The sequence below is a fragment of the Aureibaculum marinum genome (genome assembly GCF_003813905.1).
GTDB lineage: Bacteria > Bacteroidota > Bacteroidia > Flavobacteriales > Flavobacteriaceae > Aureibaculum > Aureibaculum marinum.
In genome coordinates, this window is the sequence record NZ_RPFJ01000007.1 from 17,596 (window position 1) to 36,578 (window position 18,983).

Consider the following 18,983-nt stretch of genomic DNA (forward strand, 5'->3'; position numbering starts at 1 on the left):
ATAGTAAATTTGTAATCAATATTAAAATCAACAAAGCAATCAATTTAATTCTCATGTACAAAAAAATAACTTTAACTCTAATATTATTTTTTGCAACTCATTTTATTTTTTCGCAACAAATCAATCACGAATTTAGAGGTGTTTGGATAGCAACAGTCAACAATATTGATTGGCCAAGTAAAAAAAATCTAGATCCAATTAAACAAAAAAACGAACTTATTGATCTTTTAAATACGTTTAAAGAGTTAAACTTTAATGCAATTATTTTTCAAATTCGTCCTGCTGCTGATGCTTTTTACAATTCTAATTACGAACCTTGGTCGTCTTATCTAACTGATAGTATTAACAGCCCTCCTACTCCATACTACGACCCTTTAGCCTTTGCTATTGAAGAAACACATAAACGAGGAATGGAATTTCATGCTTGGTTAAATCCATATCGCGTTCTAATTGATTACAAAAAAACGACAACTACTCCATTAGCTTTAATAGAAGAAAAACCTGAATGGTTTATAAATTACGGAAACACCACATATTTTAATCCAGGTGTACCAGAAGTGCGAGCATACACGAATAAAATAGTGGCAGATATTGTTCAAAATTACGATATAGATGCTATTCATTTTGATGATTATTTTTATCCTTATAAAATTGCAAATGAATCTTTTCCCGATGCTGATGCTTTTAAAAAATATGGAGGACAATTTTATCCAAATCAATTAGACAACTGGCGTAGAAACAATGTTAACACAATTATTAAAGAACTACACAACACTATAAAATCAATAAAACCTTGGGTACAATTTGGTATTAGTCCTTTTGGGGTTTGGAGAAATAAAAGTGATGATCCTGCTGGTTCTAATACCGATGCTGGTCAAACCAATTATGATCATTTATATGCTGATGTGTTATTATGGCTTAAAAATGGATGGCTAGATTATATACTACCTCAAATTTATTGGCAAATTGGACATGATAAAGCTGATTATAAAACCATAGCAGAATGGTGGATAAAAAATAATTACAACACCAACTTATACATTGGTCAAGCCATGTATCGATTAGGCGGCAAGACAGATGAAGCTTGGAAACAGCAAAACAAAACAGAAATTGAAAAACAACTAGATTTAAATAAATCCTTGTCGACCATAAAAGGCTCTACTTATTTTAGTGCGAAAAGCTTTCTTAAAAACACTTTTAATATTAATAAAATTTTAAAAGAGAATTATTACCAATACCCTACCTTACCACCACCAACAAATCATACTAAAAAATTTATACCAGAATCGGTTTCAAATATAAAACTAACTAAAATTAAAGGTCGCATTTATCAATTATCATGGAAAGCCATGCCTGAAAACGAAGAAAAAAAAGCTGTAAAATTTTTAATCTACAAATTTGATAGAAATGAAAATATAGACCTTAATAATTCTTCAAAAATAATAGGTTTAACAGGTCTATCTCACATAAACATTAACAAACGTGACTTTAGAAAAAGAACCACTTTTATTGTTATTCCTGTTAGCAGAAATAACAATATTGGTGAAGCAGAAATTTATGTGAAGTAATATTATACTATAAAAAAACTCCTCCTTTTTAAGGGGGAGTTTTTTTGGTAAGATTGTATATCAAGAAAAATACCTATTTAATAAAAACATTTCTCTTATTTAGAATTAATACCGTTGTATTACCTTGTAAAAACCAGCTGTTTTTCTGAAGACAAATTAGCGTCATAAGCATACCCTTCAACATCAAAACCTCTAAGTCCTTCAATAGTATCAACATCATTATCAATAATATATCGTACCATATAGCCTCTAGCTAATTTAGCATACGTCATAATAGTTTTATACTCACCATTTTTTAAATCTTTAAAAACAGGAGTTATAATATCAGATTTTAATTCTTTCGGTTTTATAGCCTTAAAATACTCATTACTAGCCAAATTAATTACAGGCTCCCCTTCTTTTAACTCGTTATTTAGAGCTGTAGTAATAGAAGTATCCCAAAATTTATAAAGATTATCTTTTTTACCTACTTTTAATTTAGTTCCCATTTCTAATCGATAAGGTTGCATTAAATCTAATGGTTTTAACAACCCATATTGCCCTGAAATTATTCTCAGTTTATCTTGTAACTGATCTAATTTATCTTCTGGCAACGTTTTTATAGCAATACCTTGAAAAACAGCTCCTGTAAAGGCAAAAATTGCTTGTTTAGAATTTTCTGGTGTAAATGGCAAACTCCATTGTTGATTTCGCTCAAAATTTAATTGCCCTAGACTTTCAGAAATATTCATTAACTTAGAGAGTTGTTTTGCACTTTTCTTTTTTAAAACAGAATTCAATTTTTCTGCCTGTTCTAAAAAAATTGGTTGAGAATATTTATTTGTAGAAACTTCTGATTCAAAATCTAAAGATTTTGCTGGAGATATTATAATTTTCATTTTAGTTCTTTTTTATATTGGTAAAAATACAACGCAAATTTTACTATTCAAATGCTTTGTTAATTTAATAATTGATGTAGATATAGAAAATATTTATACTCAAAAGACATACGCTATTCTTTAGCTATTTTATTAAAATTAAAGTAACTTCGTATCACTTTTACTGAGTAAAATCTAATAGCTATTTCTGATACCAAAAAGAAAATTATAAATTTACAACCTCTGTAAAAAACTAAATCCTCCTATAAAAAGTCATGAACAAATTAGACAATCGCACAATAACAAAAGTTTTAATAATGAAAAAATTACTTCTTCTTTTTATTTTAATACTAAGTAGTAGCTTAACCGTAGCCCAACAAAATATGACGCCAGAACTATTATGGCAAGTTAAACGTTTAGGGGTAATAGGTATTAATGCCGAAGGTTCAACACTATTTTATAGAGTAACTACCCCAAATATTAAAGAAAATAACTTTGGGCACAAATACTATAAAATTCCAGTTACTGGAGGTACGGCCGTTGAAATACCAAAAGATGAGATTGGTGCCATAGACAAAAACATTTCGCCTGATGGCAACTATATTTTATTTAACAAGGAAGTTCATCTTGAAAATATTAAAGGTAAATATATATATAAAGATTTAGAAAAATCAGATGTATACATTTATTCTGACTTAGACATTCGGCATTGGGATACTTGGCAAAATGGCAGCTACAATCATGTATTCTATAAAAAAATAGATTCTGAAAATACAAATGGTACTGATATTATGCCTAATGAGCCATACCATAGCCCTCAACGTCCTTTTGGTGGTGACGAAGACTATATTTGGTCGCCTGATAGTAAAAACATTTACTATGTAAGTAAAAAACTTAAAGGCAAAGCCTATGTTACCAGCACCAATACTGATATTTATAAATACAATATAGAGTCTAAAACCACTATAAATATTACTAAAGACAACAAAGGTTACGATACCAATCCAGCATTTTCTACAAAAGGGACGTTGGCGTGGTTACAAATGAAAACGGATGGTTACGAAAGTGATAAAAATGATATTGTAGTTTTAAACAATGGTATTCAAATGAATTTAACTGAGCACTGGGATGGTACTGTTAACGGTTTTTTATGGAGTAATGATGGTAAAGACATTTATTTTACGGCACCAGTTAATGGAACCAAGCAACTCTTTAAAGTAAATTATCCTGGTAAAAAACGTATTGCTCCAGTAGTAGAACAACTTTCTGAAGGGCAATTTGACATCACTAGTATTATTGCTCAACATAAAAATACACTACTGGTTACTCGTACGGATATGAACCATGCTGCTGAGATTTATAGTTTTAATTTAAAAAACAAGAGTTTTAAACAAATAACAAATATTAATACTAAATTATACAGCAGCATTAATTTACCAAAAGTTGAAAAACGATATGTAACTACCACTGATGGTAAACAAATGTTAGTTTGGGTAATTTTACCTCCAAATTTTGATGCTACTAAAAAGTATCCTACTTTATTATATGCACAAGGTGGACCACAATCTCCATTATCACAATTTTATTCGTACCGATGGAACTTCCAATTAATGGCCTCGCAAGGGTATATAATTGTAGCTCCTAACCGAAGAGGAATGCCTGGTCATGGTGTAGCATGGAACGAAGCAATTAGTAAAGATTGGGGTGGTCAAGTTATGGACGATTACCTAACCGCAATTGATGAACTTGCAAAAGAACCTTATGTAGACAACAATCGTTTGGGTGCAATTGGTGCCAGTTTTGGAGGCTATTCAGTATTCTATTTAGCAGGAATACACAACAATAGATTTAAAACTTTTATTGCACATGATGGTGTTTTTGACACCCGCAGTATGTACGGAACCACAGAAGAATTATTCTTTGTAAACCATGATTTTGGAGGTGCTTATTGGGATAAAAATAATGATATAGCTCAAAAAGCGTATAATGAGTTTAATCCAATTACAAAAGTATCTGCATGGAATACACCCATTTTAATTATTCAAGGAGGTAAAGATTACCGTGTACCTATTGAACAAGGTTTAAGTGCTTATCAAGCGGCACAATTATTAGGCATAAAAAGTAAACTTTTATATTTTCCAGAAGAAAACCATTGGATTTTAACCCCTCAAAATGCTCTAATTTGGCAACATGAATTTTATAAATGGCTAAAAGAAACGCTCTAATAAACTTTCAACTATATTTTACCTCTATAAAAATGAATAAAAAAGAACAAATTGAAATTCCTTTAAGTAAAAACAAATTGATATTAACATTGTTGGGTTCCATCACTTTTGTAGCAATTGGAATTTGGTTTTTGGTAAATTCATCTAAAACTAACAGTCCAATTCTTAGCAATGAAACCTTTATTTTTATAATTGGCCTTATTGCAATTCTATTTTTTGGATTTATAGCAATAACTGTCATACGTAAACTTTTAGACAAGAAACCTGGATTAATTATTAGCAAACAAGGTATTACTGATAATTCAAGTGGTGTGTCAGCAGGACTAATTCCTTGGACAGACATCCAAGAGATTAGAGCATTAAAAATTATGAACCAAAAATTTTTAATGTTTATTGTTAAAAACCCTCAAGATTATGTAGATAAAGTAACAAACCCTATAAAAAGAAATGCTATAAAAATGAATTTAAAAAGTTATGGTTCCCCTATTAGTATTTCTGCCAATAGTTTAAAAACAAACTTTGATAATTTACATAGGTTGCTACTAGAAAAAATGACAGAGTATAAATAAGATTTATTAAACACATAAGTATTAAATTTAATCCTAACTCAAAAATAAACTATGAATTTAATTACCCCTATTCAACTTACATTAATCTTAGGTGCTATTTAAATATTAACTATTGTTTAACTATAAGCTTTGGTAGATATTTTAAAAAGTAAATTTGAAGGAAATAATAAAATTGTATGGATAATTGTAGTTATTTTCCTAAACGTATTAGGAGCTCTTTTATATTTTACAATAGGAAGACAACAAAAAATCAAAAGCAAATGAAGATAATTTTAACTATAACACTTTCAATTTTAATATCAAATCTATCAATTGGTCAAGAAATTCCTGAATTAAAATTAACACAAAACGGTGTAGAACCAATAGTAGTTCAAGTTGATAGTTTAACTGCATCTGAAACATATAAAAATGCTTTAAACTGGGTGCAAGAAACATATAAAAACCCAAACAAAGTTCTTAAAGCTAATATTACAGATAAAAAAATTAGAATAGACGGATTTGCAACTGATGCGTGGTGGTATAAATCATTAGGTATCAGAAATTCTTACAATATGGAATATACAATTGAGATTTCATTTAAGGATGGACGTTACCGATTTGAATACATAATTGGACAATTTTATATTGATGGTGGACAAAAAGTACTTTATGACTACAGAACTTTCTTCAAAAAAAATGGAGATGTTCGAAAATCATACAAAGATGCTGTTCCTAGTTTAGAATTAACAATGAATAGTCTTTCAAAATCTTTCTATAATTATGTAACAGGCAAAACAACAGAAAAAGATTCTGATTGGTAATTAAAGAATAGTAACACCAAGATCAAAAAACCTTTAATCACTTATTAATATATTCAACCAAATTTGTTAATTTATGTTAAATTATTTAAATTTGGGAACATGTCGCTAAATAAATCTCCTACTTCAACCCAATTGAAGTACCTTCTCATTTTAGCTATTTAAATTATGAATATAATCAAGATGTATTAAAGTGAACATTACAAATCATCTAAAAAACTAACTAAAAACAAAAACATGGAATTACATAGTCAACTAAAAGGGCTTTCAGAAAAAGTAGACCAGCTGAAAGACAAAATCGACACAGAAGAATCAACTAAACACGCTTTTACCCTACCATTTATTAATATTTTAGGTTATGACACTTTCAACCCTACTGAAGTTGTACCTGAATTTACAGCTGATTTAGGAATGAAAAAGGGAGAAAAAGTTGATTATGCTATATTTCAAAATGGAAATCCAATTCTAATCATAGAGTGTAAACATTGGAAACAAAATTTAGATGTGCATAATTCACAACTTTTTAGATATTTCCACGTAACCAAAACCCGTTTTGCACTTTTGACAAATGGAATTCAATATAGATTTTATACAGATTTGGATGAAACAAACAAAATGGATGAAAAACCTTTTTTGGAATTTGATATTACTAAACTTAAAGAAAGTACTGTCAAAGAAATTGAGAAGTTCCATAAATCAAAATTTGACATTTCATCAATTGTTGACAATGCAAGTAATTTAAAATATACTCGTGAAATTAAATCTCTGATTAATCAAGAAATTACGGCCCCCTCTCAAAGCTTTGTAAAACTATTTGCGAACAGAGCTTATAGCGGACGACTAACTTCAAAGGTATTAGAAGAATTCACAGAAATTGTAAATAAGGCTTTTAACCAAATTATAAGTGAAAGAGTGAATGACAGACTGAATTCTGCATTGAATAAAGAACAGGAAAAACAGCAAGCTGAAGAGAATGTTGAGGATCTGCCGAAAAGTAAGATTGAAACAACGGAAGAGGAATTAGAAGGCTATCAAATTGTTGTTGCTATTTTGCGAAGACAAATTAGTAGAGATAGAATTGCTTATCGTGATACACAATCATATTTTGGAGTTTTATTAGATAACAACAACAGAAAACCAATTTGTCGACTACATTTAAACGGTGGAGTTAAGTATATCAGTCTGTTTGACCAAGACAAAAATGAAAAACGAGAAAAAATCAATTCAGTTGACGATATTTACCTCTTCGAACAACAACTCTTAAATACGGTGAGGTTTTATGACAACAATTAAAAACAAAAAGTTGGAGAGTTTGCAGATATTATAATAAATCATATCGAAAAATCAAACTTAGAATTATAAAATATTCAATTAGAACTTTAAACTTATTTAAAATTCATAAAATTGAAATTCTTAGAAATGTATTAAAATAAGTACTATTTAGAATATTGCACAAATATTAAAAACATCTATTTAGTCGAATAATCAACCTGATCTAGAATTTTCTTACCTCTAAAAAAAACTAAATAAAACAAACAAACGTTAAATAAATATTAAGCAAAGCCTTTGAGAGCTCTCATAACGCTAGGCTAAAACCATGAAAAAATTTGTATAATTTCTAAACATATTTATTATGCACTTATTTAAACCCAATACAATCATTATTAAAATAAGTTTATTATTCTTATGCTTAAATAGCTATACTTTTTCATATTCACAAGACATTATCACTAAGATAAATGGCGAAAAAATAAAAGCTAAAGTTGAATTAATTGAAAAAGATGAAATCAAGTATAAAAGGTACAATCATTTAGATGGACCATCATATATCATGGAAAAAAATAATATCAATAAAATAGTATTTGAAAATGGAATTATAAAATCATTTGGTAATGACATAAGTGATATTGATATTAAAATTGAAGAAACAAAAGAATTAATTATAAATACAATTAACAAACATGGTTTTGAAAGAAATAGCTTTAAAGAAAAATACAAAGCTTCTTTTGAAGGAGATTATTTAAAATTAATAGTTTTAGATAAAAAAGGAATTGCCAAGTCAAAGGAAGGTATATTATATGATTTTTCAAATGTCTATAAGTTTCATAATGTTTCAGAAAGATCAGATAAAAAAGCTTTTGTCAATGTCTGGGTTTCAATGTTGGCAGATAAAGCAAGTAATACATGGCAGAAACACAAATTAATTATGAGAGTTGATGGAATACCAGAAGCTTATTCAATTTTAAAAGCTTTAAAACAGTATAACAAATTATTATTAACTAAAAATTAAACTACTAATTAATAAGTGTTAAAAACTCAGGATTGAATTCAATCTTGAGTTTTTTTATTTTATTAATTTTAAACTTTACACATTGATTAAAATTGAGTAGCATCACTAGAAAAAAATGAATTTAATATATTTTATACTTTATCTAATACTAGTAGTTTTAATTACTTATCTGTTTTTAAAAAGACTAGGCAAACTTGGCTGTATGTCTATCGGATATATCGCTATACTTATATTCAGTATTACTTCTCTTACTTTTGCATCTTGGTTTTTTATGTACACCAGTTTAAAAGATATTTATTTAGTTTCTACAACAGGTAAAATATACCAAGCCTCAGTTGTAAGTTATACCGAAGAAGAACGTTATGACTCTGACGATAATAGATATTATACCATGTATAAACCAACGGTTCAATTTACCACTGAATCAGGTAAAGTAATAGAAAAAACTCTAGATTTTTCTACATCAGACCTTAAAATAGGCGATACCTATAAAATCAATTATAACAAATCAAATGATAGTGTAATTACACTAGGTTTTACATTGGTAATGAAACTTGTAGGTTCCTTTATTTTTTTCTTTATTCTTACCATTCTCTCAATTGGAATAGTAAAATATGCTTTAGGCCATAACCTAGAGAAATTTATTAATTTTTCTTCTAAAGCAGGTGTTTATTTCTTTATTCCCTTTTTAATGATTGGATTTAATATACTGTTAATTTATGGAATATTTTATGGTAATAAAGTACCTTGGTACATTACTTTATTATTAATCTTTTTCTCCGTAATGCTTGCTCTAGGAACTTGGGGATATTTTATAAAGGTATTTTCTAAAGATAAACCTAAATTAAAACGAACATCTCCTAACAAATGGATTAGTAATTTAAAAAAGTTTAAAAACCCAACTAATTAAATTTTTAAAATAGTATTAAGTACAATTAGCTTTTAAGTTTCTTATCAAGTAGAAATAGATTTTTTAAACTGTTGTGGTGTCATCATTTCCATTTTTTTAAATTGCCTATAAAAATAACTGGTATTATTAAAACCAGATTTAATAGCAATTTCAGACATCTGAAAACTTTTTTTCTCCTTAATTAATTTTTTAGAAAACTTTATTTTTTCAGAATTAATATAATCTATTGGAGAAATACCTAAGGTATTTTTAAACTTTTTATGAAAATGAGAAGTGCTCATACATGCTTTTTCAGCCAGCATATCTACAGTAATATCCTTATTAGTTAAGTTCTCTTTTATAAACTGAACAACTTGGCCAATTCGAGTATCGTTTAAAACATTTTGTGAGTCGTTTAAAATTAAAGCCTTGGCTTTAGTTTGAAGCAATCGTATAATTAATTCTTGAATCATTAAGTCTAACAATACATCTTTAGATCTATTATTATTGGTAAATGTATATACCAAACGTTCTACCAAATGATTTACAGCATGATTATTTTTTAGATGAGAACTGTTTGCATCCAATTCCCAATTATTATTTTCATTTTCAATAGCAACATAATTATTAAAATTTAAAACAACATCACTAATTTTCTTTTCATCTATACCCAAAGCCAAACATTGCGTTGGGTCATTTTCACTAGCCACAGGAAAATCAATTACCATTGGTTTACTCCTTGGCATTACCACAGACTCACCCGGAAAAAAATCAAAACTGGGCCAACCTTCCAAATGCATTATTTTTTTTCCAGTAAGCATACTAGCAATTACAGGAAAGTCAAAAGTAAGTTTTACTTTTTCTGCAACTTTATGCGTTTCAAAAATGTTTAACTCCGCATATTCAGCACTATAAGTAGTTCTGTTTTCTACTAAAGTAGTTATTTTTCTATTGCTTTTATGTGAATTTAAGAGCTTTCCCACACACAATGATACAAAAAATATTTAAAAAAATAGATATGTTCAGTTTATTAATAAATATGTTCAATAATTTCTAATATCGAAATAATACTTTTATAAAAATGAATTATCCACAAAATAACAGGAATTCATTATCATATTATTAATCACTAAAAAAATATATTTATGAGTTATTCAAAACCTAAATTTAAGGAGAAATACTCCAATTTTATTAATGGAAAATTTGTCGAGCCTATAGGAGGTCAGTATTTTGAGAATACTTCACCTATTGATAATAGTTTAATTGCACAATATCCAAGATCACAAAAAGAAGATATAGAATTGGCTTTAGATGCTGCCAATGCTGCAAAAGAAGCTTGGGGAAATACTTCTGCTGCTGAACGCTCTTCCTTATTAAATAAAGTTGCAGATATTATTGAAGCCAATTTAGAAGAATTTGCTGTGGTTGAAACTTGCGATAATGGAAAACCTATACGAGAAACCTTAAATGCAGATGTACCATTAGCTATAGATCATTGGCGTTATTTTGCTGCCTGTATTCGTTCAGAAGAAGGAAGTGCTACAGAACTTGACCAACATACATTATCTATGAATATTAAAGAACCTCTTGGAGTTGTAGGTCAAATTATTCCTTGGAATTTTCCTTTATTAATGTTATCCTGGAAATTACCTCCTGCATTAGTTACAGGAAACTGTGTGGTATTAAAACCTGCAGAACAAACCCCTTCTTCTGCAACATTACTTATGGAAAAAATAGCTGACGTATTTCCTCCTGGTGTTATTAATGTTGTTCATGGATTTGGTCCTGAAGCGGGTAAACCACTAGCTTCGAGTTCAAGAGTAGATAAAGTAGCTTTTACTGGCGAAACTACAACAGGACAATTAATTATGCAATATGCATCTAAAAACTTAAATCCTGTTACGATGGAATTAGGAGGAAAATCTCCTAATATTTTCTTTAATAGTGTTATGGATGCTGATGATGCTTATTTAGATAAAGCTATTGAAGGTGCTGTTTTATTTGCATTTAATCAAGGTGAAGTATGTACTTGCCCTTCTAGAATTTTAGTACAAGAAGATATTTATGATGCCTTTATGGAACGTGTAATTGAAAGAACAAATGCCATTGTACAAGATAATCCATATGACCCTAGTACTATGGTTGGTGCACAAGCTTCTAATGATCAATACGAAAAAATACAATCCTATTTTAAAATTGGTAAAGACGAAGGTGCCAAAGTACTTACTGGTGGTGAAGCCAATAAATTAAACGGAGATTTGGCAAATGGTTTCTATATCAAACCAACCTTACTTGAAGGTCATAATAAAATGAGAGTTTTTCAAGAAGAAATATTTGGTCCAGTTGCTTGTGTCACTAAATTTAAAGATGAAGCAGAAGCATTAGAAATTGCAAATGATACTATGTATGGATTAGGAGCTGGTGTTTGGACACGTGATGCTCACCAATTGTATCAAATACCAAGAGCCATTAAAGCAGGTCGTGTTTGGGTGAATTGCTATCACGCTTATCCTGCACATGCACCATTTGGAGGGTATAAAAAATCAGGATTTGGAAGAGAAAATCATGTAATGATGCTAAATTACTATCGTCAAACCAAAAACATGCTGATCTCTTATGACAAAAATAAATTAGGTTTCTTTTAATGGTTAGTATTTAGAGTAGAAGGCTGAATGTATATTCAGCCTTCTTTTTTTTAGAATAACTTAATACCAAACTCTAACACAAGAAAATAACACTTTAAAAACTAGTAATATCTTGTAGTTGTTCTATAAACATTATATCTTACTATCGGCTATAAAAATCGTTAACTAACAGGCTAGATTAAATCTATTAAATCAAACACGACTAAATTATGCAAAGAGTAACAATTACAGAAAAAGCTGCAAAAGTTCTTGAGCAATTAAAAGCGAAACATAACGAATTAATATTCCATCAAAGTGGAGGTTGCTGTGATGGGTCAGCACCAATGCTTTTAGAAAAAGAAGACTTTTATATAGACGAAAGTGATGTACTTTTAGGTGAAGTATCGGGGGTTTCTTTTTACATGAACCAAGATCAGTTTGAATATTGGAAACATACTCATTTAACCGTGGACATTACAGAAGGTCGTGGTGCTAGTTTTTCTTTAGAAATACCTTTAGAACTACGATTTTTAATTCATTCAAGATTACTGACTGACGAAGAAAATGCTTATTTTAATAAAAAATAGGAATTAGAACTATTTAGTTTCATTCTTAATTTAAAAAAAATGAAATTCGCAATCTAGCTCTTAAATGAAATAAAACAATGACTTCTTTTACACAAAACACGCACCTTTTAGCTTCAAAAAAGCTAATAGGATCTGTAATTTCTATTACAAAAAACAAAGCCATAGTTTCTTTGACAATAACCAAAGAAATGGTTGTAGATAGTTATAACCTCTCACATGGCAGTTTTACTTTTGGGTTAGCTGATTATGCTGCTATGGTTGCTATCAACAAACCAACTGTTGTATTAGGCAAAGCTGAAACAAAGTTTCTAAAACCTGTAATATTAAATGATAAACTAACTGCAATTGCTGAAGTTACAGAAATAAATGATAAGAAGTTTACTGTAATTGTAAAAATTACAAACCAAAAAAACAGTTTAGTTTTTGAAGGTAATTTTACTTGTTTTGTATTAGAAAAGCATGTGTTAGAAAAGTAATTATTATTTTTGGTGTACCGTATAATTTCGCCATTTTTCAATAGCCAATTGCATATCCTCTGGCAACTCAGAATTAAATTGCATATTCTTTTTAGTTTTTGGATGTACAAACCCTAATGTTTTAGCATGTAATGCTTGTCTTGGCAATAACTTAAAACAGTTATCTACAAACTGCTTGTATTTTGTGAAGGTAGTTCCTTTTAAAATAGCATCACCTCCATAACGCTCATCATTAAACAATGGATGCCCAATATATTTAAAATGAGCTCTTATTTGATGAGTTCTACCTGTTTCTAATTTACATTGTACTAAGGTTACATAACTAAATCGTTCTAACACTTTATAATGCGTAATGGCAGGTTTACCATGAGCACCATCAGGAAAAACATCCATTTGAAGTCTATTTTTAAAACTTCTACCAATATGTCCCTCTATTGTGCCTTCTTCTTGTTCTACATTACCCCAAACTAAGGCATAATACAACCTTTCAGTTGTTTTATCAAAAAATTGATTTGCCAAATGAGACATGGCAAATTCCGTTTTTGCCACCACTAACAATCCACTAGTATCTTTATCAATACGATGTACCAACCCCGGCCTTTCATTTGAATTGGTAGGTAAATTTTCTATATGATAAATTAATCCATTTACCAAAGTTCCACTATAATTACCATGACCAGGATGCACTACCATACCTGCAGGTTTATTAACAACCATCACCTCATCATCTTCATAAACAATATTTAAAGGAATATTTTCAGCAACCAATAAATTTTCATGTGGTGGATGTGCCAATACCACTCTAACCACATCAAAAGGTTTAATTTTATAATTCGATTTTACAACCGCATTATTAACCAATACATTGCCGGCTTTTATTGCTTGTTGTATTTTATTTCGAGTGGCATTTTCAATAAAATTCATTAAAAACTTATCTACTCGCAAGGGTTCTTGCCCCACAGCGGCAGTAAACTTATAGTGCTCGTAAAGCTCATCTTGATCTTGATCAGTATCGTAATTTGACATCCTAATTTGTACTAGTTCTCAACAACTTCATCTTGTTCTATTTTTTCTAAATCATCTGCTGCTCCATCTAAGGACCCATCTCCTAACACCAAGTCAATTTTTGAGTTTTTAGGAACTAAATCTCCCATTTCAAGCTCTTTTCCTTTAAATTTCATTTTTCGAACAACATCTTTACCTAAATCTGGAATATATTCATACTTTCCAATTTGAAATCCAATAGAAGTTAAGTGTGTTTCTACTTGTCTTTTTGTCTTATTTAACAAGTCTGGAATAGCAATTTTTTTATAGTTAGACGGATTTAATGTTAAATATATTTTTCTATTTTCTTTTACATAATCACCTGCTTCAGGATCTTGGTCTATAACCGATTTAGGAGGATATTCAGGATTAAAACTTGCAGAATCTTGTATTATATAATTAAGACTTAAATTTTTTAATGTAGTTTCAGTCTCTTCTAAAGACATTTTTTTTAAATCTGGAACTAATATTTTTTGATTGTGATTTGTTGTATACGCCAAAAACGCCTTTAAACCAAAAATCAAGCTAACTATAAAAATAACCATTAAAATAATGGTTCTAATAAAAATTTTACTTTTTAAATACTTCAAGATTCTCATATCTGATAAATTAACCTTACAAACTTACACAAAAAAGAAAAAAGCTATTTGTTTTTTTGATACTTTTGTTTTCCTGTTTATTAAACATCAAAAATCTGCTTAGATTTTTGCACAATTCGTACGACACAAACCAATATAGACAAGTAACAATAAGCATATTGGTTAAATTTTATAAAAATGAAAAACATAGCCATAATCATGGGAGGCTATTCCTCCGAAGTTGAAATTTCATTAAAAAGTGGAAATGTTGTATACAACAACTTAAATAGAGCATTATACAAACCATATCGCGTTCATATTTTAAAAGAGAAATGGGTTGTATTAGATGATAATGATATGGAATTCCCTATAAACAAGCATGATTTTTCTACGGAAATTAATAATAAAAAAATCACTTTTGACTGTGTTTTTAATGCTATACATGGCAGTCCTGGAGAAAATGGAGTTATCCTTGCGTATTTTCAATTGCTAGGAATCAAACACACCTCTGCTCCATTCTACCAAATGGCATTAACCTTTAATAAACGTGATACTTTAAGTGTAGTAAAGGCTTATGGAATAAAAACTGCAACTTCTGTATATTTAAATCAAGGGGACACAATTAACGAAAATGAAATTTTTGAAAAAGTTGGTTTACCTTGCTTTGTAAAACCAAACAATGCTGGTTCTAGCTTTGGAATTTCTAAAGTATCTAAAAAAGAAGATTTAAAAAAGGCTATTGAAAAAGCATTTGCAGAAGATTCTGAATTATTGATTGAATCTTTCTTGGATGGAACTGAAGTCTCTATTGGAGTAATTGAATATGAAGGAAAACTAAAAGTATTAGCTCCTACTGAAATAGTATCTGAGAATGACTTTTTTGATTATGAAGCTAAGTATTTAGGTAAAAGTCAAGAAATTACCCCTGCAAGAATCTCTGAAACAAAACTTAAAAACCTAAATTCCGTAGCAAAAAAAGTATATAAAGCATTAGGAATGAAAGGTTTTTCGAGAGCAGAATACATCTTTATTGGAGACGAACCTTATTTTATTGAAATAAATACAGTACCCGGATTAACTTCTAACAGTCTATTGCCTATGCAAGCCAAGGAAGCAGGAATTCCCTTGGATAAATTATTTAGCAATGCTATTGAAGAGGCTCTAAAATAGTGAACATTAAAAAAACTTCATCTATTTTTTATAACGTTAAAAAGAATTAACTCTCTTGTGGTTATTCTTTTGTGATGTACCAATCAAAAGGTTTATTATAATATCTTTATAATAAACCTTTTTTTTGGTTGTAACATTTTTAACTGAAACCGTACATATTAGTATAATTCTAAGTAATTTTAAAAGCGACAATCTAACAACAACTAAAAATTAAAAACTATGACATCACACGAAATAGACTATATAATACATGGAGAAGAAATGCAATTTGTTGAAATAGAGTTAGACCCTCAAGAAGCCGTTGTTGCTGAAGCTGGTAGTTTTATGATGATGGATGATGGTATTAAAATGGATACAATTTTGGGGGATGGGTCTGGACAAACCGAAGGTGTGTTAGGCAAATTATTTTCAGCCGGTAAACGCTTATTAACTGGCGAAAGCTTATTTATGACCGTTTTTATGAATGCTGAACGCGGCAAAAAGAAAGTTGCTTTTGCTTCACCATATCCAGGTAAAATTATTCCTCTTGATCTCACTAATTTTAATGGAAAATTTATTTGTCAAAAAGATGCTTTTTTATGTGCAGCAAAAGGAGTTTCTGTAGGAATAGAATTCTCTAAAAAACTTGGTAGAGGATTGTTTGGAGGTGAAGGATTTATAATGCAAAAATTAGAGGGTGATGGTATGGCTTTTATGCATGCTGGTGGAACAATTTCTAAAAAAGAATTGCAAGCTGGAGAAAAATTAAAAGTAGATACCGGTTGTTTAGTAGGTTTTACACAACACGTAAATTACGATATAGAATATGTAGGAGGAATAAAAAATACAATATTTGGAGGTGAAGGTTTGTTTTTTGCAACATTAACAGGTCCAGGTACTGTTTATATTCAATCTTTACCATTTAGCCGACTTGCTGGTAGAATTATTTCGTCTGCCCCTCAAACTGGAAATAAAAACAAAGGTGAAGGTAGTATTTTAGGCGGAATAGGAGATTTATTAGATGGAGATAATAGGTTCTAAAAACAGAAGAGGCACAAACAAATAGCTGAGCCTCTTCTTGTATATTATTAATTGTTATTGTAAAATCACTAAACCTCTATAAAACTGAGTATAATTCTCAAAAAATTAGCCGTAAAGATTAATTATTATTTTGCTTTCGTTCTTGAATAAATTCACTCAACATTTTGCCGTATTTAGATTCTTTTATTTTAGGAGTTAAACTTTTATGTACACTATCTATCCAAACAATATTGGCATCACTAAATTCTGTTAACGCAACAAAAGGAGCTACTTCATGGTCGTTATTAGTGATAGCGAAATTAATACCATAACGATATCTACTTTTTATCAATCTATTTATTGCATTTAAAACTGAATCAATTTTAACACTATCTCTATCTCTTTTTGCTTCAAAATCAGCTTTTAACAAATCTAACCGTTTTCCCGTAAATTTACTTTTTACTTCTTTAAATTCTTCCCATAACTTATGGTTACTCAATCCGTTAATTTCAGCAGCATAGTTAAATTTATCTAACTTCGTATTAATAGTTATGGTTCCTTTTTCTCCAAAAAAAGCAATTTCCTTACTAGGAGATTTATCTAAAGATAAATAATAAACTTCAGGACTTTCAACCTCGTCTTTTAATGTATACGTATCAGTTCCATCAAGAGTTATTGAATCAACAACTACAAATACAGAATCCTGTTGCTTTTGAAGATACAATGTGCCTTTTTTCAAATCTTTAATCTTACCTTGTACAATCATCGTATTCTCAGAATCCTTACCACAAGCATAAGCCAATAAACCGACCAATGCAATACTAATTATTTTTTTCATTGAGTTAATCTATGTTTTATCGATGCAAATATAATAGTCTTTAGCTAATAGTACTATTCTAAATTACAAAGTATGATCAATTAGTTTTTATACCATTTTTAAAATGATGACAAATTAATTTCCTTTTTACTGAGCCACTATTTGCATTAAAATAGTACATGCAATGGCTCCAACAGTACCAACCGCATAGCCAAACACTGCTAATAAAACACCAACTGTAGCTAATGATGGATGAAATGCAGAGGCTACTACTGGTGCAGATGCAGCACCTCCTACATTTGCCTGACTACCCACTGCCAAAAAGAAATATGGGGCTCTAATTAATTTGGCTACCGTTATTAAAAGTACTGCATGAATTGCCATCCAAACTAAGCCAATAGCTAATAAACCAAGATTATCAAAAATTAACGTTAAATCCATTTTCATACCAATAGAAGCTACAAGTATATATATAAAAACACTTCCAAATTTACTTGCACCGGCTCCTTCATAATTCTTAATTTTTGTAAAAGACAATAAAATAGCAACTATTGTAGAAATACTAATCATCCAAAAGAATTCAGAATCTAAAAAAGTAAAAATATTTTTAGTAGTGGGATTTTCAATACCACTAACAATACCTGAAAAAAGTTCAGCCAAATATCCTGCTCCATAATGAGCAAAACCAACTGTTCCAAAGGCTACAGCAGCCATAATCATTAAATCTGACAAACTAGGATTTCTTTCAATTTCTGCAGAATAATTAGATACTTTTTCTTTTAAACTTTCTATAGCCGAAGTATCAGCTTTTAACCATTTATCAATACGTTTAGATTTACCAATACCAATTAAAATGATAGCCATCCAAAGATTAGCTACCACAATATCAACAAACACCATTCCTCCATATAATTTTTGGTTAAATCCATAAATTTCAAGCATTGCAGTTTGGTTAGCTCCACCACCTATCCAACTTCCAGCTAAGGTTGCTAAGCCTCTCCACACAGCATCTGGACCAGCTCCACCAACTGTTTCTGGAGAAAAAATAGAAATTACTAAAATTGCAATGGGTCCACCTATAATTATACCAACTGTTCCTGTAAAAAACATAGCTAATGCTTTCCAGCCAAGATTAAATACTGCTTTTAAATCAATACTTAATGTCATTAATACTAAAGCTGCTGGCAACAAATAACGACTAGACACATAATACAACTTAGTGCTATGCTTTGTAACCTCTCCACTATCTGAAACCGTTTGCCAATCTGGAGCAATTAACCCTAAAGTTGTAAAAACAGCTGGCAACATATAAGCTACAAATAAGGCTGGTATAATAGCATAAAACTTTGACCAAAAACCATCCTTTTTAGAAGAAGTATAAAAAATAAAACCTAAGGCTAGCATTAAAAGTCCGAAAACGATAGTGTCATTAGTGAAAATAGGGGTTGTATCCATAGTTGTTGATTGTATATCTTTTGTGTGTATTTTAATTT

General features: G+C 29.7%; 19 protein-coding genes. 13 read left to right on the forward strand and 6 right to left on the reverse strand.

Annotated features, from left to right (window positions below; genetic code table 11):
• The first annotated feature begins 53 nt into the window (after positions 1 to 53).
• Complete coding sequence (locus EGM88_RS06665) at positions 54 to 1,568, forward strand: glycoside hydrolase family 10 protein (protein WP_123897205.1); 1,515 nt, start codon at positions 54 to 56, stop codon at positions 1,566 to 1,568.
• A gap of 119 nt (positions 1,569 to 1,687) precedes the next feature.
• On the opposite strand, the gene yaaA is transcribed toward EGM88_RS06665, so the two are convergent.
• Positions 1,688 to 2,446, reverse strand: coding sequence for a peroxide stress protein YaaA (gene yaaA, locus EGM88_RS06670; protein WP_123897206.1), 759 nt, complete (start codon positions 2,444 to 2,446; stop codon positions 1,688 to 1,690).
• Positions 2,447 to 2,742: 296 nt separating this feature from the next.
• Here yaaA and EGM88_RS06675 point away from each other — a divergent pair, with 296 nt between their 5' ends.
• The 7 genes from EGM88_RS06675 (at position 2,743) to EGM88_RS06705 (ending at position 9,216) form a co-directional block, all read left to right on the forward strand.
• Entirely contained in the window at positions 2,743 to 4,650 is a 1,908-nt protein-coding gene (locus EGM88_RS06675) for a S9 family peptidase (protein ID WP_123897207.1), read from the forward strand.
• Between the two features lie 32 nt (positions 4,651 to 4,682).
• Complete coding sequence (locus EGM88_RS06680; RefSeq protein ID WP_123897208.1) at positions 4,683 to 5,219, forward strand: STM3941 family protein; 537 nt, start codon at positions 4,683 to 4,685, stop codon at positions 5,217 to 5,219.
• 129 nt (positions 5,220 to 5,348) lie between these two features.
• Complete coding sequence (locus tag EGM88_RS16010; RefSeq protein ID WP_238988397.1) at positions 5,349 to 5,483, forward strand: PLD nuclease N-terminal domain-containing protein; 135 nt, start codon at positions 5,349 to 5,351, stop codon at positions 5,481 to 5,483.
• Positions 5,480 to 6,019, forward strand: a complete 540-nt coding sequence (locus EGM88_RS06690) for a DUF4468 domain-containing protein (protein WP_162497551.1) — start codon at positions 5,480 to 5,482, stop codon at positions 6,017 to 6,019. Before EGM88_RS16010 ends, EGM88_RS06690 begins: the two co-directional genes overlap by 4 nt.
• Before the next feature lie 234 nt (positions 6,020 to 6,253).
• Positions 6,254 to 7,309: a type I restriction endonuclease gene (locus EGM88_RS06695; RefSeq protein ID WP_123897210.1), complete on the forward strand. Its 1,056-nt coding sequence runs from the start codon at positions 6,254 to 6,256 to the stop codon at positions 7,307 to 7,309.
• A gap of 340 nt (positions 7,310 to 7,649) precedes the next feature.
• Positions 7,650 to 8,306, forward strand: a complete 657-nt coding sequence (locus tag EGM88_RS06700) for a hypothetical protein (RefSeq protein ID WP_123897211.1) — start codon at positions 7,650 to 7,652, stop codon at positions 8,304 to 8,306.
• Positions 8,307 to 8,421: 115 nt separating this feature from the next.
• Positions 8,422 to 9,216: a DUF3592 domain-containing protein gene (locus EGM88_RS06705; RefSeq protein ID WP_123897212.1), complete on the forward strand. Its 795-nt coding sequence runs from the start codon at positions 8,422 to 8,424 to the stop codon at positions 9,214 to 9,216.
• A gap of 44 nt (positions 9,217 to 9,260) precedes the next feature.
• Here the strand turns inward: EGM88_RS06705 and EGM88_RS06710 are convergent, their stop codons facing one another.
• Positions 9,261 to 10,178 carry an AraC family transcriptional regulator gene (locus EGM88_RS06710; RefSeq protein ID WP_123897213.1) on the reverse strand — a complete coding sequence of 306 codons (918 nt, stop codon included), beginning with the start codon at positions 10,176 to 10,178 and terminating at the stop codon, positions 9,261 to 9,263.
• Between the two features lie 162 nt (positions 10,179 to 10,340).
• On the opposite strand from EGM88_RS06710, the gene EGM88_RS06715 reads away from it, so the two are divergent.
• The 3 genes from EGM88_RS06715 (at position 10,341) to EGM88_RS06725 (ending at position 12,882) form a co-directional block, all read left to right on the forward strand.
• Positions 10,341 to 11,840, forward strand: a complete 1,500-nt coding sequence (locus EGM88_RS06715) for an aldehyde dehydrogenase family protein (protein WP_123897214.1) — start codon at positions 10,341 to 10,343, stop codon at positions 11,838 to 11,840.
• A 209-nt stretch (positions 11,841 to 12,049) separates the two neighbouring features.
• Complete coding sequence (locus tag EGM88_RS06720) at positions 12,050 to 12,406, forward strand: DUF779 domain-containing protein (RefSeq protein WP_123897215.1); 357 nt, start codon at positions 12,050 to 12,052, stop codon at positions 12,404 to 12,406.
• Positions 12,407 to 12,483: 77 nt separating this feature from the next.
• Positions 12,484 to 12,882 (forward strand): hotdog domain-containing protein, encoded by a 399-nt coding sequence (locus EGM88_RS06725; protein ID WP_123897216.1) that lies wholly within the window; start codon positions 12,484 to 12,486, stop codon positions 12,880 to 12,882.
• Between the two features lie 3 nt (positions 12,883 to 12,885).
• On the opposite strand, the gene EGM88_RS06730 is transcribed toward EGM88_RS06725, so the two are convergent.
• Positions 12,886 to 13,908 carry an RluA family pseudouridine synthase gene (locus EGM88_RS06730; protein ID WP_123897217.1) on the reverse strand — a complete coding sequence of 341 codons (1,023 nt, stop codon included), beginning with the start codon at positions 13,906 to 13,908 and terminating at the stop codon, positions 12,886 to 12,888.
• Between the two features lie 11 nt (positions 13,909 to 13,919).
• Positions 13,920 to 14,525: a PASTA domain-containing protein gene (locus EGM88_RS06735; RefSeq protein ID WP_123897218.1), complete on the reverse strand. Its 606-nt coding sequence runs from the start codon at positions 14,523 to 14,525 to the stop codon at positions 13,920 to 13,922.
• Positions 14,526 to 14,702: 177 nt separating this feature from the next.
• Between EGM88_RS06735 and EGM88_RS06740 the strand changes: the two genes are divergently transcribed.
• On the forward strand, positions 14,703 to 15,674 hold the full coding sequence (locus EGM88_RS06740) for a D-alanine--D-alanine ligase (RefSeq protein ID WP_123897219.1): 972 nt from the start codon (positions 14,703 to 14,705) through the stop codon (positions 15,672 to 15,674).
• 219 nt (positions 15,675 to 15,893) lie between these two features.
• The gene (locus tag EGM88_RS06745) at positions 15,894 to 16,694 is read left to right on the forward strand and encodes a TIGR00266 family protein (protein WP_123897220.1); all 801 of its coding nucleotides are present in this window, start codon (positions 15,894 to 15,896) and stop codon (positions 16,692 to 16,694) included.
• A gap of 118 nt (positions 16,695 to 16,812) precedes the next feature.
• Here EGM88_RS06745 and EGM88_RS06750 read toward each other — a convergent pair whose 3' ends face one another.
• Both EGM88_RS06750 and EGM88_RS06755 read right to left on the reverse strand, forming a co-directional pair.
• Entirely contained in the window at positions 16,813 to 17,511 is a 699-nt protein-coding gene (locus tag EGM88_RS06750) for a DUF4369 domain-containing protein (protein ID WP_123897221.1), read from the reverse strand.
• Positions 17,512 to 17,637: 126 nt separating this feature from the next.
• Positions 17,638 to 18,945 (reverse strand): DUF819 family protein, encoded by a 1,308-nt coding sequence (locus EGM88_RS06755; protein ID WP_123897222.1) that lies wholly within the window; start codon positions 18,943 to 18,945, stop codon positions 17,638 to 17,640.
• Between the last annotated feature and the right edge of the window lie 38 nt (positions 18,946 to 18,983).

What these genes read in the sequence shown, in the direction of transcription:
- EGM88_RS06665 (WP_123897205.1), top strand. Translation starts at nt 54, where the DNA reads ATGTACAAAAAAATAACTTTAACTCTAATATTATTTTTTGCAACTCAT.
- yaaA (WP_123897206.1), bottom strand. Translation starts at nt 2,446, where the DNA reads ATGAAAATTATAATATCTCCAGCAAAATCTTTAGATTTTGAATCAGAA.
- EGM88_RS06675 (WP_123897207.1), top strand. Translation starts at nt 2,743, where the DNA reads ATGAAAAAATTACTTCTTCTTTTTATTTTAATACTAAGTAGTAGCTTA.
- EGM88_RS06680 (WP_123897208.1), top strand. Translation starts at nt 4,683, where the DNA reads ATGAATAAAAAAGAACAAATTGAAATTCCTTTAAGTAAAAACAAATTG.
- EGM88_RS06690 (WP_162497551.1), top strand. Translation starts at nt 5,480, where the DNA reads ATGAAGATAATTTTAACTATAACACTTTCAATTTTAATATCAAATCTA.
- EGM88_RS06695 (WP_123897210.1), top strand. Translation starts at nt 6,254, where the DNA reads ATGGAATTACATAGTCAACTAAAAGGGCTTTCAGAAAAAGTAGACCAG.
- EGM88_RS06700 (WP_123897211.1), top strand. Translation starts at nt 7,650, where the DNA reads ATGCACTTATTTAAACCCAATACAATCATTATTAAAATAAGTTTATTA.
- EGM88_RS06705 (WP_123897212.1), top strand. Translation starts at nt 8,422, where the DNA reads ATGAATTTAATATATTTTATACTTTATCTAATACTAGTAGTTTTAATT.
- EGM88_RS06715 (WP_123897214.1), top strand. Translation starts at nt 10,341, where the DNA reads ATGAGTTATTCAAAACCTAAATTTAAGGAGAAATACTCCAATTTTATT.
- EGM88_RS06720 (WP_123897215.1), top strand. Translation starts at nt 12,050, where the DNA reads ATGCAAAGAGTAACAATTACAGAAAAAGCTGCAAAAGTTCTTGAGCAA.
- EGM88_RS06725 (WP_123897216.1), top strand. Translation starts at nt 12,484, where the DNA reads ATGACTTCTTTTACACAAAACACGCACCTTTTAGCTTCAAAAAAGCTA.
- EGM88_RS06730 (WP_123897217.1), bottom strand. Translation starts at nt 13,908, where the DNA reads ATGTCAAATTACGATACTGATCAAGATCAAGATGAGCTTTACGAGCAC.
- EGM88_RS06735 (WP_123897218.1), bottom strand. Translation starts at nt 14,525, where the DNA reads ATGAGAATCTTGAAGTATTTAAAAAGTAAAATTTTTATTAGAACCATT.
- EGM88_RS06740 (WP_123897219.1), top strand. Translation starts at nt 14,703, where the DNA reads ATGAAAAACATAGCCATAATCATGGGAGGCTATTCCTCCGAAGTTGAA.
- EGM88_RS06745 (WP_123897220.1), top strand. Translation starts at nt 15,894, where the DNA reads ATGACATCACACGAAATAGACTATATAATACATGGAGAAGAAATGCAA.
- EGM88_RS06750 (WP_123897221.1), bottom strand. Translation starts at nt 17,511, where the DNA reads ATGAAAAAAATAATTAGTATTGCATTGGTCGGTTTATTGGCTTATGCT.
- EGM88_RS06755 (WP_123897222.1), bottom strand. Translation starts at nt 18,945, where the DNA reads ATGGATACAACCCCTATTTTCACTAATGACACTATCGTTTTCGGACTT.